The 15,907-nt window shown below is 73.4% G+C and carries 13 protein-coding genes; 12 read left to right on the forward strand and 1 reads right to left on the reverse strand.

The genetic code is table 11. The features are described 5' to 3' along the window. Positions 1-97 precede the first annotated feature (97 nt). Positions 98-4,843: an FtsK/SpoIIIE domain-containing protein gene (locus tag ACBJ59_RS45355; RefSeq protein WP_375116287.1), complete on the reverse strand. Its 4,746-nt coding sequence runs from the start codon at positions 4,841-4,843 to the stop codon at positions 98-100. A 328-nt stretch (positions 4,844-5,171) separates the two neighbouring features. On the opposite strand from ACBJ59_RS45355, the gene ACBJ59_RS45360 reads away from it, so the two are divergent. The 12 genes from ACBJ59_RS45360 (at position 5,172) to ACBJ59_RS45415 (ending at position 15,562) form a co-directional block, all read left to right on the forward strand. Continuing rightward, positions 5,172-5,840 (forward strand): hypothetical protein, encoded by a 669-nt coding sequence (locus ACBJ59_RS45360; RefSeq protein ID WP_375116288.1) that lies wholly within the window; start codon positions 5,172-5,174, stop codon positions 5,838-5,840. Position 5,841: 1 nt separating this feature from the next. Next, positions 5,842-6,558, forward strand: coding sequence for a hypothetical protein (locus tag ACBJ59_RS45365; RefSeq protein ID WP_364127899.1), 717 nt, complete (start codon positions 5,842-5,844; stop codon positions 6,556-6,558). Further along, a complete protein-coding gene (locus ACBJ59_RS45370) occupies positions 6,555-7,850 on the forward strand; it encodes a CpaF family protein (protein ID WP_375116289.1) in 1,296 nt (431 codons plus the stop codon). Before ACBJ59_RS45365 ends, ACBJ59_RS45370 begins: the two co-directional genes overlap by 4 nt. Before the next feature lie 2 nt (positions 7,851-7,852). Next, positions 7,853-8,704, forward strand: a complete 852-nt coding sequence (locus tag ACBJ59_RS45375; protein ID WP_375116290.1) for a type II secretion system F family protein — start codon at positions 7,853-7,855, stop codon at positions 8,702-8,704. 32 nt (positions 8,705-8,736) lie between these two features. Next, on the forward strand, positions 8,737-9,657 hold the full coding sequence (locus ACBJ59_RS45380; RefSeq protein WP_375116291.1) for a type II secretion system F family protein: 921 nt from the start codon (positions 8,737-8,739) through the stop codon (positions 9,655-9,657). Further along, positions 9,657-9,908 (forward strand): hypothetical protein, encoded by a 252-nt coding sequence (locus tag ACBJ59_RS45385; RefSeq protein ID WP_375116292.1) that lies wholly within the window; start codon positions 9,657-9,659, stop codon positions 9,906-9,908. The genes ACBJ59_RS45380 and ACBJ59_RS45385 overlap by 1 nt, the downstream gene beginning before the upstream one ends. Next, a complete protein-coding gene (locus ACBJ59_RS45390; RefSeq protein ID WP_375116293.1) occupies positions 9,905-10,336 on the forward strand; it encodes a TadE/TadG family type IV pilus assembly protein in 432 nt (143 codons plus the stop codon). Before ACBJ59_RS45385 ends, ACBJ59_RS45390 begins: the two co-directional genes overlap by 4 nt. Beyond that, a complete protein-coding gene (locus ACBJ59_RS45395; protein ID WP_375116294.1) occupies positions 10,333-10,719 on the forward strand; it encodes a TadE/TadG family type IV pilus assembly protein in 387 nt (128 codons plus the stop codon). Before ACBJ59_RS45390 ends, ACBJ59_RS45395 begins: the two co-directional genes overlap by 4 nt. Continuing rightward, on the forward strand, positions 10,716-11,132 hold the full coding sequence (locus ACBJ59_RS45400) for a flp pilus-assembly TadE/G-like family protein (RefSeq protein WP_375116295.1): 417 nt from the start codon (positions 10,716-10,718) through the stop codon (positions 11,130-11,132). Before ACBJ59_RS45395 ends, ACBJ59_RS45400 begins: the two co-directional genes overlap by 4 nt. 97 nt (positions 11,133-11,229) lie before the next feature. Next, entirely contained in the window at positions 11,230-13,968 is a 2,739-nt protein-coding gene (locus tag ACBJ59_RS45405) for a BTAD domain-containing putative transcriptional regulator (RefSeq protein WP_375116296.1), read from the forward strand. Next, positions 13,965-14,633 carry a hypothetical protein gene (locus ACBJ59_RS45410; protein WP_375116297.1) on the forward strand — a complete coding sequence of 223 codons (669 nt, stop codon included), beginning with the start codon at positions 13,965-13,967 and terminating at the stop codon, positions 14,631-14,633. The genes ACBJ59_RS45405 and ACBJ59_RS45410 overlap by 4 nt, the downstream gene beginning before the upstream one ends. Beyond that, entirely contained in the window at positions 14,633-15,562 is a 930-nt protein-coding gene (locus ACBJ59_RS45415; protein WP_375116298.1) for a hypothetical protein, read from the forward strand. The genes ACBJ59_RS45410 and ACBJ59_RS45415 overlap by 1 nt, the downstream gene beginning before the upstream one ends. The last annotated feature ends 345 nt before the right edge of the window (positions 15,563-15,907 follow it).

Raw genomic sequence — 15,907 nt, forward strand, 5'->3', positions numbered from 1 at the left:
CGTCCGTTCGCGTGTTGCCCGACCGCGCTGCCCGACCGCGTGCTGCTCGACCACGGCCAGGAACCGTCCTGAGGTTCCTGGCCGTGTGCCGGGCTCCTCAGCCGCTGTCGGGCAGGGCGGCCTGGACGGGCGTGATGGTGCCGGTCGTCACGAGGAAGCCGCGCCCGGCCGGCCCGCCCACGGTCCCGCGCGGGAGCCGGATCGTGAAGAGGTCGCCGTCCGTCTGCCCCTGCACCGCGAGCAGCAGCCCGGTACGGGCCTTGCGCGCCTCCGCCACGAACCCGCGGTAGGCCACGGCCAGGTCTCCCGTCGCGCCCGCGACGAGCAGCCCGTGGTCGCCGTCGCGGCCCGACCGGAGCACCTCCTCCAGCGCGGTCCCCAGCGGCCCGTCGGGGTTGACCAGCTCGGCGTCGTCCACCAGCACGACGTAGTGGTGCAGGTCCGCCACCAGCTCCGGCAGGTTCGCGGCGTCGGCGTCCAGCACGGCCAGCAGCCCGTCGAGATCCCGCAGCGGGCTGCGCCGGGGGGTGACGGCGATGACCGGCGTACCCCGGGTGATCAGCGACTGGGCGGCCGTCATCAGCACCGACGAGCGGCCGGAGCGGGACGGCCCGGCGATCACCGCGCCCGGACCGTGGGCCTGCAGGTCGAGCCCGAGCGGGGCGAGCGCGTCGCCGCCCGCGCCGACCAGCGCCCACAGCGGCGACGGCGGGCTGAAGTCCGGGTCGAGGGCCAGCGTCTGGGACGTGGTGATGCGCATGGGCAGCGCGTCCACCCGCAGCGGCGGCGCCCCCGCCCGGCGCCGGGCGCCGTTTCCCGTCCCCGCGGCGTGCGCGGGCCCGGACCGCCCACCCGGACCGCCTCCGGCACGGGAGCCGCGAGCGGGTTCGGACGCGGGTGCCGTGGCGGCGCGGGCCAGGGCCTGGAGCGCCGCCACCTGCGCCGGGCCGGCCGGGTCGTCGGCCAGCAGCGCGATGTGGTGCTCCACGATGCCGTGCTCGCCCATCGACAGGGCCCGGCCGGGCGGCATGACGGAGGGCAGGCCCTTGAGCGGGAAGCCCGCCAGGCCGTAGTCGGAGGAGTCGGACAGGCGCAGGAGCAGGCGGTCGTCGAAGACCGTCGAGACCTGGCCGAGCAGCCCGGACCGGTCGCCGGTGACCACGGCCCTGAACCCGACCGCCGCGCCCTCCCGCAGCAGCTGGAGCAGCGCCTCGATCAGCCGCCCGTAGTCGTAGCCCTCGAACGCGGCCACGAAGCCCTCCCAGCGGTCGAGCATGAACACCATCCAGGGCAGCCGATGGCCCGCCTGCCGGTATTCGGCCAGCGACGCGTGCCCGGCCTCGGCCAGGAGTTGCTGGCGGCGGCCCACCTCGGCGCGCAGCCGCGTCAGCAGCCGCTCCACCCGGTCGAGCTGGTCGCGGGTGACCACGGCGCCGCAGTGCGGCATGGCCACCAGCGGCAGCAGCGCGCCCGAGCCGCAGTCGACCGCGTGCAGGTGCACGTCATCGGGGGAGGCGTACGCGGCGATGGCGCCCGCGATCGTGCGCAGCGCCGTCGACCTGCCGCTGCGCGCGGCCCCGGCGATCAGCAGGTGCCCGCCGTGGGCCACGTCGAGCGCCAGCGGGTGCCGGTCCTGCGCCCACGGCCGGTCGGTGATCCCGAACTGCAGCGGTGGCACCTCGGCGAACGCCTCCGCCCCGCCGCCCGCGTCCGCGCCGTTGAGTGAGTGGGGTGCGGCGAGCACACCTGCGGCCCCGCGGCTGTCCGAGGGCCCGTTCCCCCCGCCGGGGAGGTCCAGGACGAGGCGGGTGGGCAGGGGGTCCAGCCACGGGCTGGGCTGGACGGGCACCCCGGCCAGGCGGGCGGCCTCGATCAGGGCGTCGGCGGCGAGGGTGAGGTCCGTGGTCGTGGAGTCCTCCTCCTCGGGCCGCGGGGGCGGTGGCAGCGCCTTCCCGAGGGCGCGCCAGTCCACGTCCAGCACCCGTACCTCACCGCCCGGCACGGAGGCGACACCGGACGCGGCGGGGCTGCGGCCGCCGACCCTGGCCGTCTGGACGGCCACCGCGGCCCCCACCCCCGAGCGCACGTAACAGCGGCCGGGCGTGGACTTGGAGATGTGCGCGGCGTCCGGCAGGTCGATGACGTCGGCCGACTCGGCGGGCTCGGTCACCCGCAGCGCGATCCGCAGCGAGGTGTTGGCCTGGATGTCGGCCGTCACCACGCCGGCGGGCCGCTGCGTCGCCAGGATCAGATGGATCCCCAGCGACCGGCCCCTGCGCGCGATGTCCACCAGCCCGGTCACGAAGTCCGGCAGCTCGGCCACCAGGGCGGCGAACTCGTCGATGATCAGCACCAGGCGCGGCAGCCCCGGCCCCGCGTAGTCCTCGATGTCCTTGGCCCCGGCCGCCGCCAGCAGCCGCTCCCGCCGCCGGATCTCGGCCGCCAGCGAGTCGAGGGCCCGCTGCGTCAGGTGGCCGTCCAGGTCGCTGACCATGCCGACCGTGTGCGGCAGGCGTACGCACTCCTTGAACGCGGCGCCGCCCTTGTAGTCGATCAGCACGAACGTGAGCTGGTCGGGCCGGTTGGCCACCGCCAGCGAGCAGATCAGCGTCTGCAGCAGCTCCGACTTGCCCGCGCCGGTGGTGCCGGCGACGAGCCCGTGGGGGCCGTCGAGCCTGAGGTCCACCGAGAACGGGCCGTCCGGGCCGACGCCGATGAGCGCCTTGGTGCTGCCCTGGTCGCCCCACTGGGCGGCCAGCTCCTTGCCGGAGGGGACGGGCATGCCCATCAGGTCGAGGAGGCGTACCGCGTCGGGGAGGTTGCCGCCGGGGTCGTCCCTGCTCACGTCGCGGATCGGGGACAGCGCCCGGGCCAGGCGGTCGCACCAGGGGGCGGACACGAGGTCGGCCAGGACCGGGCCGATGACGTCGAGGCCGCCGCCGCGCAGGCGGACGAGGCCGTCGGTGCCGCACGCGGCCACGGTCTGGCACTCCTCGGGCAGCAGGCGCTGGTCGTCGTCGATGGCCAGCGTGTACACGCCGGAGCGCGGGCCCTGGCGCAGCACCTGAGGCATGTTGGGCAGGCCGCGCAGGACCTGGGCGCCGTCGAGGATCACCAGCACGTCGTAGGGGCGCACGTCGTAGGAGGAGAACGTGGGCTTCTCCGGCCCGCCGAGGTCGTCCCAGCCGGTGGGGATCTTGCCCAGCTCGGGGATGGCGGTGTTCTGGCGCTCGTCGATGAGGGCGGCCAGCTCCGCGACCCGGCGGGCGGCCGAGTCGGGGTCGGTGCCCACCAGCGCCACGCACTCCTCGCCCGCCCGGGGCGCGCAGTGCGGCAACCAGCGCAGCCAGCCCCAGCGCCGCTCGGCATCGGCGTGCGCGGACACCACCACGATGGCCAGGTCACGCGGGCTGTGCAGGGTGGCGGCCTGGGCGACCAGCCAGCCGGCCAGGCTGGTCGCGGATGAGCGCGGCCCCGTCACGCCGGCCACCCCCAGCCGCCGCATGGGCAGCGCCACCGGCACCGAGCGGCAGATCGGCGGGTCGATGGGCCCGCCCTGCTCCTCCGACAGGTCCAGGTCGGCGGGCAGGTCGGCGAGCCCGACGCGCAGCCTGAGCGCGTCGGAGTCGTGGATCCGGCGCTCCCACAGCCGCCTGCGCGGCCCCGTGGCCGTCAGCAGCACCTGCGCCGGGTCGGGCGCGTCGGACCTGCGGGCGGCCTCGTCGGCGGCCCGGGCCCGCTCCACGGCCTCGTCGTACGCCCTGACCTGCTCCTCGTACTCCTTGAGCGCCTTCTTGTGCTGCTTCTTGCCGTGCCGCCGGTCGCTCCACCACTGGCCGATCATGATGACCGGCGTCATGAGGGCGACGAGCAGGTAGTACCACTGCTTGAGGGCGATCGCCAGGGTCAGCCCGAGCACGGCCGGCAGGCAGGCGGCCAGCAGTTGCAGGCGCAACCCCTCGTTCCGGCCCGGCTCCTTGGGCTTGACGAACTTGCGCTGGGGCTCGGGCCGCAGCAGCCGGGGCGGGCGGTTGTAGGCGACGCCGCCCTCGGTCCGCGGTGCCAGGTGCGCGTCCCTCGGCTCGATGGAGGTCAGCACGAACACCGAGGACCCGCAGGTCAGCACGGCCTGGTCGGGCCATTCCACCGGCTCGGTGAGCGGTCGCCCGTCGAGCTCGGGCACCTCGTCGTAGCCGGCCGCGTGCTCGGCGGCCTCGCGCTCGGCCGTACGCGCGGTGAGCTCGGCCACCTCCTCGGCCCAGCGCCCCTTGAGCTTGATCCTGGGCGCCTCGCCGCGCGGGCGCCACGCCCGCTCAACGGTGATCGCCTCCGGCGTCACGCGTACGGTCACCGCCTCCGGAGCCAGCGCCGGGTCGTCGGCCGCCATCGCGCACATCGGGTCGGAGCCGATGACGTGCACGCCCAGCCCCAGCCGGTGCACCGCCCCGGCCGCCGGCCCGCCCACCACGCGCACCTCGGCGACCCCGCCGGGCTCCTCGACGACGGTGGCGCGGGCGAGGTGGGGGTCGAGCGTGACCTTGTCGCCGTCGCGCAGCACGGCGGCGGCCAGGGCGCGCGGGTCGAGCGGCCGGCCGTCCCGCCACAGGACCGGCGGCCCCATGTCGGAGCGCTCCGGCCGGCGTGGCCTGGGGACGTGCGCGCCGACGCCGCCGGACGCCGTCATGCCGTAGGGCGCCCGGGCCTTGGGCAGCCGGACCACCTCCGCCAGTGGCCCCTGATCGCTGAGCGCCTCGCTCAGCCTCGCCACCGTGGCGCCGTCGTCGCCGTCGATCACGACGTCACGATCGCCCTGCCCGCCGATCACGGTGAGCATGATCCGCATGGTGCCGTCTCCTCGGTCGACTTCGGGCGCAAAGGTAGCGTCCGGAACGTGGCCTGGCGCGCCGGTTGACGGCAATGGCATGGCCGACGGGATGAAGGGGGCAGATTCCCCAAAGAATGTGATTGGAGTGCCTGAAGTTATTGAAGTGGCGACTAGCCCGAAAAATCATCACTCGTCAACTTGATAGAAACAATAGGCATCGATTATTTCGGCTTGACATCATGTCACCTGCGAAACAAGCATGGGTCCCCGAATTCCGCCTACAGGCTCGGACCGAGCGCCACATAATGGCGTGAATTCCGCAATTCACTTCGGGAGCCCCCCACCCATGAGGACCAGTGAAAAGCCTGCCGCCAACGCGGCGGCGGGGTTGTCCGGCCCGGCCTCGCGCAAGCTCCCCGTGCCACCCAGGGAACGCAAGCCCGCGCTGGCCGCGCTGGCCGTCCTGCTCATCCTCGGCGGCGCGCTGGCCACGACCCTGCTCGTCCTGCGCAGCGGCGACCGCATCTCCGCGATCCGCGTCACCCAGCAGATCGGCGCAGGTCAGAAGTTCACCCAGCAGGCGATCGAGGAAGTGAAGATCGCCGACACGGGCGTCGAGTTCGTCTCCTGGTCGCAGCGGGCGCAGGTGCTCGAAAGCTTCGCAACCGTCACCCTCCTCCCCGGCACCCTCCTGACCAACCAGATGGGCGTGCGGGCCAGCAGCGAGCTGGGGCCGGGAAAGGCCACGGTCGGGCTCGCGCTCAAGCCGGGGCAAATGCCGGCGGGCGTGCAGGAGGGCGACCGGGTGCAGGTGATATTCGTACCGAGCCGGTCGAGTCAGGGAGAAAGCCGCGTACTCGCCGCGAAAGCGCTGGTCTTCGCCGTGGGTGACAGGTCGAGAACGGGAAATTCCGGCCAGATCACCGTGGTCGTCGATTCGGCGGCGGCGCCGGAAATAGTGGCCTCCGCTTCCAGCGGGGAGATCGCGGTGGCCGAGCTGCCGGGGGAACGCTGACGTGGCGCTGATCGTCCTGGCCGCCGACAAGGGCGCGCCGGGGGTGACCACCGCCGCCACGGCCCTGGCGGCGGTCTGGCCGCGTCCGGTGCTGCTGGCCGAATGCGACCCGGCGGGCGGCGACCTCGCCTACCGGCTGCCCGCGGCCGGCGGCGGGGTGCTGAACCCCGGCCGCGGCCTGCTCACGCTGGGCGCCACCGCGCGCCGCGGGCTCGAACCGGCGCAGATCCACCAGCACACGCAGAAGATCATCGGCGGCCTCGACGTGCTGGCCGGGCTCACGCACGGCGAGCAGGCGGCCGGGCTCACCTGGATGTGGGGCCCGCTGGGCAGGGTGCTGGCCGCCATCCCGAACGCCGACGTGATCGCCGACTGCGGCCGCCTGGGCGCACACCCGCAGATCGGTGACCTGATCGCCGAGGCCGAGCAGGTCGTGCTGCTCACCAGGGCCACCCTCGACCACGTGGCCCACCTGCGCGAGCGCCTGCAGATCACCAAGGCACACGGCGTGGTCGTGATCGCCGACCCGCGCAACTACCGGGGCTCGATCGAGGACGTACGCAGGATCGTCGGCCCTAGCGTCCAGTTCGTGCACGGCCTGGCGTACGACCCCAAGGGCGCCGAGCTCCTGCGCGGCCAGTGGGGCGGCCGCCTCGACCGATCGCTCCTCATCCGTACGGCCAGGGACCTGGCGGCGAGGCTGGTGAGCCACCGATGATCGACCACTCTCTCGTCAAGCGCTTCCGCCAGGAGGTCGGCGACCGCCTGGCCCATCAGCGCCGGCTCGACCAGGCCAACGGCCTGCCCCCGATGAGCGGGGAGGACGAGCGCCAGTTCGCCAGGGCGCTGATCTCCCAGGTGCTGGAGGAGCACGCCCGCAGCGAGATCGGCCTCGGCCGCACCCCGCCCACCGTGGAGGAGGAGGAGGCGCTCGCGGCGGGCATCCACGCGGCGCTGTTCGGGGTGGGCCGGCTGCAGCCGCTGCTCGACGACGCCCAGGTCGAGAACATCGACATCAACGGCTGCGACAAGGTGTTCGTCAGCTACGCCGACGGCCAGGAGCTCATGCAGGACCCGGTCGCCGACTCCGACGACGAGCTGATCGAGCTGATCCAGATCCTGGCCGCGTACTCGGGGTTGTCGAGCAGGCCGTTCGACACCGCCAACCCCCAGCTCGACCTGCGCCTGCCGGACGGCTCCCGGCTGAGCGCGGTCATGGACGTCACGGTCCGGCCGGCCGTCTCGATCCGCCGCGCCCGCCTGGGCAAGGTGTTCATGTCCGATCTCGTAGGCAACGGCACGATAAGTCCGGACGTCGGGCGCTTCCTGGCCGCCGCCGTCGCCGCCCGCAAGAACATCATGATCGCCGGCTCCACCAACGCCGGGAAGACCACCCTGCTGCGCGCCCTGGCCAACGAGATCCCGCCCAACGAGCGCCTCATCACCGTCGAGCGCGCGCTGGAGCTCGGCCTCGACCAGTTCCCCGAGCTCCACCCCAACGTGGTCGCCTTCGAGCAGCGGCTGCCCAACTCCGAGGGCCAGGGCGAGATCTCCATGGCCGAGCTCGTCAGGCGCTCGCTCCGGATGAACCCCAGCCGCGTCATCGTCGGCGAGGTCCTCGGCGACGAGATCGTCACCATGCTCAACGCGATGACGCAGGGCAACGACGGCTCCCTGTCGACCATCCACGCCAACTCCAGCATGGAGGTCTTCAACCGCATCGCCACCTACGCCCTGCAGGCCAGCGAGCGCCTGCCCATCGACGCCACCCACATGCTCATCGCGGGCGCCATCGACTTCGTGGTCTTCATCGAGAAGCGCAACGACTATCACGTCGGCGGCACCCTGCGCCGCTACGTCTCCAGCATCCGCGAGGTCAACGGCTGCGACGGCCGCGTCCTGTCCAGCGAGGTGTTCGTGCCCGGTCCCGACGGCACCGCCCTCCCGCACGCGCCGGTCTCCTGCCTGGAGGAGCTCGCCGCCCACGGCTACACCCCGGGGGGCTGGTAGCGATGCCGTTCACGTTCGACCCGCTGGCGCTGCTGTCCGGCGCGGTGGCGGGGGGCGGCCTGTTCCTGCTCGTCCTCTCCCTGTACGGCCTGCGCCCCCGCCCGACCCGGCCCAGACGCCACCTGATCAAGATGCTGACCACCCGCGCCGCGGTGGCCGCCGTGGCCGCCACCATGGTCCTGATCATCACCGGCTGGCCGGTCGTGGCGGTCGGCACGGTGCTGCTCGTGTTCGCCTGGCGCGGCCTGGCGGGCGGCGCCGCCGAGGAGCGCGCCGCCATGCACCGCCTGGAAGGGCTGGCCGCCTGGACGGAGTCGCTGCGCGACACGATCGCCGGCGCCGCCGGGCTCGAACAGGCCATCCCGTCGTCGATCAGGGCCGCCGCGCCCACGCTCAGGCCGCACCTGCGGGCCATGATCGACCGGCTGCACACCAGGATGGCACTGCCGGAGGCGCTCGCCCGCTTCGCCGACGAGCTCGACGACCCCTCGGCCGACCTCGTGGTGGCCGCGCTCATCCTCAACTCCAAGCTGCGCGGCCCCGGCCTGCGCGACGTGCTGGGCGCGCTGGCCGTCTCGGCCCGCGAGGAGCTCGACATGCGCCGCCGCGTCGAGGCCGAGCGCCGCTCCACCAGGCGCAGCGTGCAGATCGTGGTGATCACCGCGCTCGTCTTCGCCGGGATCCTCGTGCTGTTCAACCCCTCCTACGTCGCCGAGTACGAGGGCTTCCTCGGCCAGGCCGTGCTGGTGGTCGTGGCGGGGCTGTTCGGGGCCGGGTTCGCCTGGATGCGGCGGCTGGCCAGGTTCGACAAGCCCACGCGGCTGCTCATGGGAGGAGGCGGCGGCAATGGCTGAGGTCGTGCCGGTCCCGGCGAGAGGACGCGGCGATGGTTGAGGGCGCGCTGGCCGGCGCCGTGCTCGGGCTCGGCCTGTTCGTACTGCTGCGGGCGCTCTTCCCGGCGCGCCCCGGGCTGGTGGCGCGGCTGCTCGCGCTCGACGCCGTACGCGAGGACGCGGGCGCCCCCCGCATCCAGCTCGTGCTGCCCGACGAGGAGGTCAGCGCGTTCCGCCGCGGTCTCGGCGCCCGGCTGGCCCGCCTGTACGGCGCCCGCGGCTGGGAGGCCAGGTCGGTCAAGGCGGACCTGGCCCTGGTCGGCCGCTCGTTCGAGGCGTTCCTGGCCACCAAGGTGCTGCTGGCGGCCAGCGGCCTGCTCGCCTTCCCGCTGCTGCTCGCCTGGCTGGTGCTCATGGAGTGGGGCACCTCCCTGGCCATCCCGTTCTGGGCCGCCGTGCTCGTGGCCATCGTCTTCTTCTTCCTGCCGGACCTGCAGGTGAAGAAGGACGCCGCGGCCAAGCGGCGCGACTTCCGCCACGTCGTCGGCGCCTTCCTCGACCTGGTCTCCATGAACCTGGCCGGCGGCCGGGGCGTGCCCGAGGCCCTGATGATGGCCGTCTCGGTCAGCGGCGAGCAGCCCAACTGGGCGATGGGCCGCATCCGCGACGCCCTGAGAGGCGCCCGGATCGTCGGCATCACGCCGTGGCAGGCGCTCGGCCAGCTCGGCGAGGAGATCAACGTCGACGAGTTGCGCGACCTGTCCGCCGCGCTCGGCCTGGTGGCGGACGACGGCGCGAAGGTACGCGCCTCGCTCACCGCCAGGGCCGCCACGCTGCGCCGCCGCGAGCTGGCCGAGATCGAGGGCCGGGCGGGCGAGCGTTCCCAGTCGATGCTGGTGGCCCAGCTCCTGCTCTGCGCCGGTTTCGTGATTTTTCTCAGTTTTCCCGCCGCTATGAAGATGTTGGGGGTCTGATGAACCATCCCTGGATCGTTTACCTCACCGCGTACCTGGGCGACCGCGTGCACCGTGCCCGCACGGCACCCACCCGGGGCGCCTCCGCCGTCGAATGGGTGATCATCACCGCCATCATCGCCGGTGTCGCCCTGGGTCTGGCCACCTTGATCAAAACCCTGGTCGAGCAGCAGCAGAGCAACCTCCAGGACACCTTCGGGGGTGGCGGTGGCGGTGGCGGTGGCGGCGACGGCGGTGGTGGCACTCCGTGAGAGTCCGGCCGCGACGGGACGAGCGCGGCGTGACGGTGATCGAGCTGGCCCTGCTCATGCCGGTCATCCTCGCGACCGTGCTGCTCATCGTGCAGGTCGCCCTCTGGTTCCATGCCCGGCAGGTCGCGGAGGCGGCGGCCAGGGAGGGCGCCCGCGTGGCCAGGGCCGCCCCGTTCGACTCGGGCGACTGGGAGGGCGCGGCCGCCGGGAAGGCCACCGAGATCGTCCGTACCATCGGCCCCCGGCTGCTGCGGGAGGCCACCGCCACGACGTCCGAGAAGGAGCCCGACGAGCGTTTCGTCACGGTGACCGGCAGCGCCGTACAGGTCATCCCGCTGCTGCCCGACCTGGCCTTCACGATCACCGCCACCACGGGCGGCCCCGTCGAGTGCTTCCGCCCCGACAACGGCGGCGAGGACTGCGTATGAACGAGCGGGGCTCGATGGCGGTGGAGACGGTCATGCTGGCCCCTGTCTTCCTGCTGTTCCTCATGTTCCTGGCCGGGGCCGGGGTGCTGGTGGAGTCGCAGGGACGGGTCAACGGGGCGGCGCGCGACGCCGCCCGGGCCGCGTCCGTGCAGCGCTCGCTCGACGAGGCCGAGGCCGCCGCCGAGGCGATCGCCACGGGCGTGCTCAAGGAGCCCTGCCGGTCCTCCTCCGTCTCCCTGGACGGGTCCGAATGGGAGCAGGGCGGCCAGGTCCAGGCCGAGGTGACGTGCGAGCTGGACCTGTCCTTCCTCGGATTCGGCGGCACCAAGCAGCTCATGGGGACGGCCGTGGTGCCGCTGGAGCAGTTCAGGAGGATCGAATGAGGACCGGCGAGCGGGGGTCCATGTCGGTGTTCACCGTGCTGTTCTCCGTGGTCGTGTTCCTGCTGGCCGGGTTGCTGGTGGACGGCGGGTCGGCGATCAACGCCCGGCTGCGCGCCGCCGACGTGGCCGAGCAGGCCGCCCGGGCCGGCGCCGACCAGCTCGACGTCGACCACCTCCGCCAGACGGGGCAGACGCGGCTGCTCGGCGAGGAGCAGGTGTGCGCCAGGGCCGACGAGATCGTCGCGGCCCAGGGCGGCGACGACGTGTCGCCCGGCGAGTGCTCGGTCGGCCAGGGCCAGGCGCAGGTGACGGTCACCGTGTCGGTGCGGTGGGAGGCGTTCTTCCTGAGCGCGATCGGTTTCCCCGGGTCCGAGATGACCGGCGAGGCCAGCGCCGTCCCCGAAGCGAGATAGCCGAACCGGGATGGCCGAACCGAGATAGACCGAATCCCGCCACTCGATGGATGCGGGACACACGAGCCACGACGCTGGACCGGGGAAAGGAGAGGCGATGCCGACGCGAGAGCCCGCGCGTCCACACGGACGTCACGTTCCCGTGCGCGTGCCGGCCAGGCGCAGCGCCGGCGACGTGCTGGCCGGGATCGGGGCGCTGGTCGTGCTGGTGGCGCTCGTGGGCGGCGTGCCGTACGCGCTGCTCACCTTCGTCGGGCCGCCGCTCGCGCCCGAGCTGCTCGACCTCGACGTGCTGACCAGCAACGTCGGCCCGAGCACGATGATCGCCGTGCTCGTGCTGCTGGTGTGGATCGCCTGGTTCCAGCTCTTCGTGTGCGTGCTGGTCGAGGTGTACGCCGGGGTCCGCCGGGTGGGCATGCCCGCCCGCGTGCCGATGTCCGGCGGCATGCAGTTCCTGGCCAACAAGCTCGTCTCGGCCGCGCTGCTGCTGTTCACGGCCGGGGCGATGGGGGCGCCGATCGCGAGGCTGGCGCCCACGCCGGCCGCCCCGCCGGTGACGGCGGTCGCGTACTCGGCGCCGCTCGTCGAGCAGACGCTGGAGACGCAGAAGACCAAGAAGGTGTACGTGGTGCAGCCGCCGCACGGGCGCCACCACGAGAGCCTGTGGGAGATCGCCGAGAAGTGCCTGGGAGACGGCCGCCGATATCCCGAAATTTACCGGCTCAATCAGGCGAAGGAACAGCCGGACGGCAGCCGGCTCAGGATGGCCGACCTGATCAGGCCCGGCTGGGTGCTCGACATGCCGGACGACGCCAGGAACGTGCACATCGTCCCCGCCGACCAGCCCCGCCAGCAGACCCTGCGCGAGCACCCGGGCCGGGCACACGTGGACCGCGACTCCAAGGCCGACACCGAGAAGCGGCAGACTCCCGAGAGAGGCGAGGGCAAGCACCGCCAGCCGGACCAGCAGGGTGACACCCGGGCCGACCGCCAGGAGCGCCAGGAGCGCCAGGACCCGCGCGACCAGGAGACCGTCATCCGCGAGAGCCAGGACAGCGACCTGACCGGCTACCTCGCCGCCGCCTCCCTGGCCGCCGCGGGGTTGCTGCTCGTGCTGGCCAGGCGGCGCCGCGAGCAGCTCTGGCGGCGGATGTTCGGCCGCCGGATCGTCCCCCCCCGCGACGACGCCGCCCAGGCCGAGGTCGCGCTCCGGCTGGGCGGCGACGCGCCCGGGGCCCGCGTGCTGGACGTCGGGCTGCGCGTGCTCGGCGCCGAGCTCGCCGCCCAGCGCCGCACGCCGCCCACCGTGTACGGGGCACATCTGTCCGCGCGCACCCTCGACCTGTGGATCCACCCGCCGGACGCGGACCCGCCGGCCCCCTGGACGGCGGCCGACGGCGGCCAGATCTGGCGGCTGCCCGCCCACGAGGGCCGCCTGCTCCCGGACCACGGACAGCAGGGCGGGGCACCGTACCCGGGGCTGGTCTCCATCGGCACCGACGCCGGCGGGCGCGTGCTGATCGACCTGGAGGCGGCGCAGGGCCTGATCAACGTGCGCGGCCCGCAGACCACCGCCGCGCTGGCCGCCCTCGCCGTCGAGCTGGCCACGAACCGCTGGTCCGACCGCATGCGCATCACGCTCGTCGGCTTCGGCGAGGAGCTGACCGCGATCGCGCCCGGCCGGATCAGGGCGGTCGGCAGCCTGGCCGAGGTGCTGCCCGAGCTGGAGGCGAGCGCCGCGCCGCGCCGGGAGGTGCTGACCGGCCGCATCACCGGCAGCCCGCGCGGCGCCCACTACCTGCTGTCCTCGGTCGCGCCCACGCACGAGGAGGCCCGCCGCCTGGCGCTGCTGGCCCGCCACGACACCGCCGGATACGTGCTGGCGGGCGAGGTCCCGCACGCCACCTGGACCCTGGAGATCAGCGAGGACGGCAAGGCCAGGCTCGCCGAGCTGGGCTTCGAGGTGGAGGCCCAGCTCCTGCCGCGCCGCCACTACCGCGCGCTGATCGACCTCTTCCGCACGGCCGACCGCCTCGAAGGCGAGGTCATCCCGGAGGCCGAGCCGCTGGCCGGGCTGCACCCGCCCGCCGTGGAGATCAGGATCCTCGGCCCGGTCGAGATCGTCGGCCTGCCCGCCCTGGAGGAGGGGCGGATGGAGCTGGCCACCGAGCTGCTGGTCTACCTGTCCACGCACGTGGGCGGCGTCCATCCCGTGGTGCTCGGGGGCGTGCTGTGGCCGCGCGGCGTGCAGGACATGGTCAGGGACGCCACCATCGCCAGGGTCGCCGAGTGGCTGGGGCCCGAGCACCTGCTCACCGACGAGGCCGGCCGGCTGCGGCTGGGGCCCGACGTGCGTACGGACTGGGCGCTGTTCCGCGAGCTCGTCCGCCGCTCCCACGGCGACCCCACGGCCAGGGCCGTCCTGCTGGAGAAGGCACTCGGCCTCGTACGCGGCCCGCTGCTGGCCGCCCGCCGCCCCGGCCGGTACGCCTGGCTGGCGGCCGACGACCTGGAGTACGACGTCACCGCCGCCGTGGCCGACGCCGCGCACCAGCTCTGCGAGCTCCGGCTCGCGAACGGCCAGCCGGACGCCGCCGTGGCCGCCGTGCGCGCGGCGCTGCTGCTGGCGCCCGACGACGAGGGACTCTGGCGCGACCTGCTACGGGCCACGCACGCCACCGAGGACATCGTGCGCCTGCGTGCCGTCGTCGAGGGGCTGACCCGCCGGGCGGCCTCGCACCCGTACGGGGGCGGGATGGCCCCCGAGACCGAGGCGTTGATCGAGGAGCTGCTGCCTACGTGGCGCATCCATGTGGTGAGGGAGTCGTCGGCATGAGACGTGCGGCGATGGTGGCGCTGACCCTGCTCCCCATGACGGGGCTGCTCATGACGGGTTGCGCGCCGCCCGAACGGCCGTACCGGCCGCAGGAGGGCGTCACCACGGCCCCCTCCCCGTCCGGGACCACGAGCGCGCCCCGGACTGAGACCGGGAGCGAGACCGGCACCGAGACCGGGAACGAGCCGGCCCGCACGCCGGGCCCCGAGACGATCTCGATCGGCGGCGGCAAGCTCCGGGTGGACATCGACTGGCCCGCCGGCCGGGACCCGCTCATCGATCTCATGGCGGACTACTACGTGGCCTCCAGGAAGGCGCTCGTCTCGGGAAGCGATCGATACCTGAAAGGTCTGGATCTCGAACTGACCGGCGTCCGCGAAGCGTACGACTGGGTGCACGGCTACACCGAGAAGGAGAAGACGGTGAAAGGCGCGACCCGGCTCTACGACCTGCGGGTAGCCGCGGTGATGGACAAGGGCGCGCAGGTCAACGCATGTGTGGACGAGACAGGCGCGCGCGTGGTCTCCACACGTACCGGCAAGGCGGTCGCGCCCCAGCCCTTGTGGGTGCGCGCTCCGTACCTCCAGGTCCTGCTCGCGCACCGCGGTGACGACGGTGTCTGGCGGATCAGGGGATTTCGCTACGACTTGAAGGGGTGCACCTGATGAAGGGCCTGATATCGATGGTCGTCGCGGGCACGTTGCTGGCCGGCGCCGCACCGGAACCGCCGAGCGGCGCCCCCATCGACGAGGGCAGGACGAAAGGCGTCGAGCTCTTCAACTCCAAGATCGTCATCTCCGGCGACGGCGCGCGGGGCGGCAAGGCCGACGGCTACGTGCTCAAGCGTCCCTGCTGGTACGAGCCCGGCCTGGACGCGAGCGAGATGCTCAAGTCGCAGGAGTCGCTGCGGGCGTACTGGTTCAGGTTCACCCCGAACCCCACCGAGGAGAAGTTCAAGGCGTTCCTCAAGCAGTTCCAGGACAAGATCGGCAAGGATGGGCGCTGGTGGGGGCCGGCGTACAACGCCTCCGATCCCAAGGGCGAGGCCTGCTTCTCCAGCCTCGACCCCTTCGTCTTCGTCCCGCCCGGCACCACGCCGCCGTCCGGGATCACGATCCAGGAGCTGGCCGAGATCGCCCGGGCCGCGCTGACCGTGCCCGAGCCGACCGTCAAGCTGAACCCCGACGCCAAGAGCTACGTGAACCTGCCGACCTGGGTCTGGCTCGACGGCATCGGCCAGCCGCGCAGGTCGGTGACCGCGACGATCCCCGGCGTCATGAGCGCGACCGTGGTGGCCACGCTGGAGGAGATCAAGATCGACCCGGGCACCTCCAAGGACCGGGCCGAGGTGCACGAGGAGGGCTGCGGGACGTCGGGCAAGCCGTACGTCAAGGGCGGTGCGTTCGCGTGCGGGGTGCGTTACCTGCGGTCCTCGATCGACCAGCCGCGCGAGACGTACACGCTGACCGTCACGACCGTGTGGCCGGTCGAGGTGGCGGGTGACGTGGTGCCGTTCCAGTTCGCGCCCGTCCAGCTGGAGACCACGCGGGACGTGCCGGTCGGCGAGATCCAGAGCAACGTCAAGCCCAGCTAGGCGATGACCGCGGCGAGCGGGGCCAGCTCCGACCTGCCGGGCCAGCACGTCGAGCACGGTGTATCCGCTCACGCTCAGGCCGTGCCCTCGTACCCTCCGGCCTCGCCCCGACGGGGGCGGCCTGCTGCGGGGTCCGGCCACGTTCCGCAGGGCCGGGATCCGGCCTGACCATCGACGCCGGCTTGGGCTGCACGGCCCCCGGCTGGACCGCCGCCCTCATGGGGCTGGTGGGGCTGGGGGTCGCGGGAGCGGCCGGCCTCCAGGCCCGCCGCTCCCCGCCTGACCACCAGGGCCGGCCCGGCGGGATGCCGCGCCGGCCCGGCGGGTCTGCGGCTCAGCCGAACA

This window comes from Nonomuraea sp. MTCD27 (assembly GCF_041950495.1).
Classification (GTDB): domain Bacteria; phylum Actinomycetota; class Actinomycetes; order Streptosporangiales; family Streptosporangiaceae; genus Nonomuraea.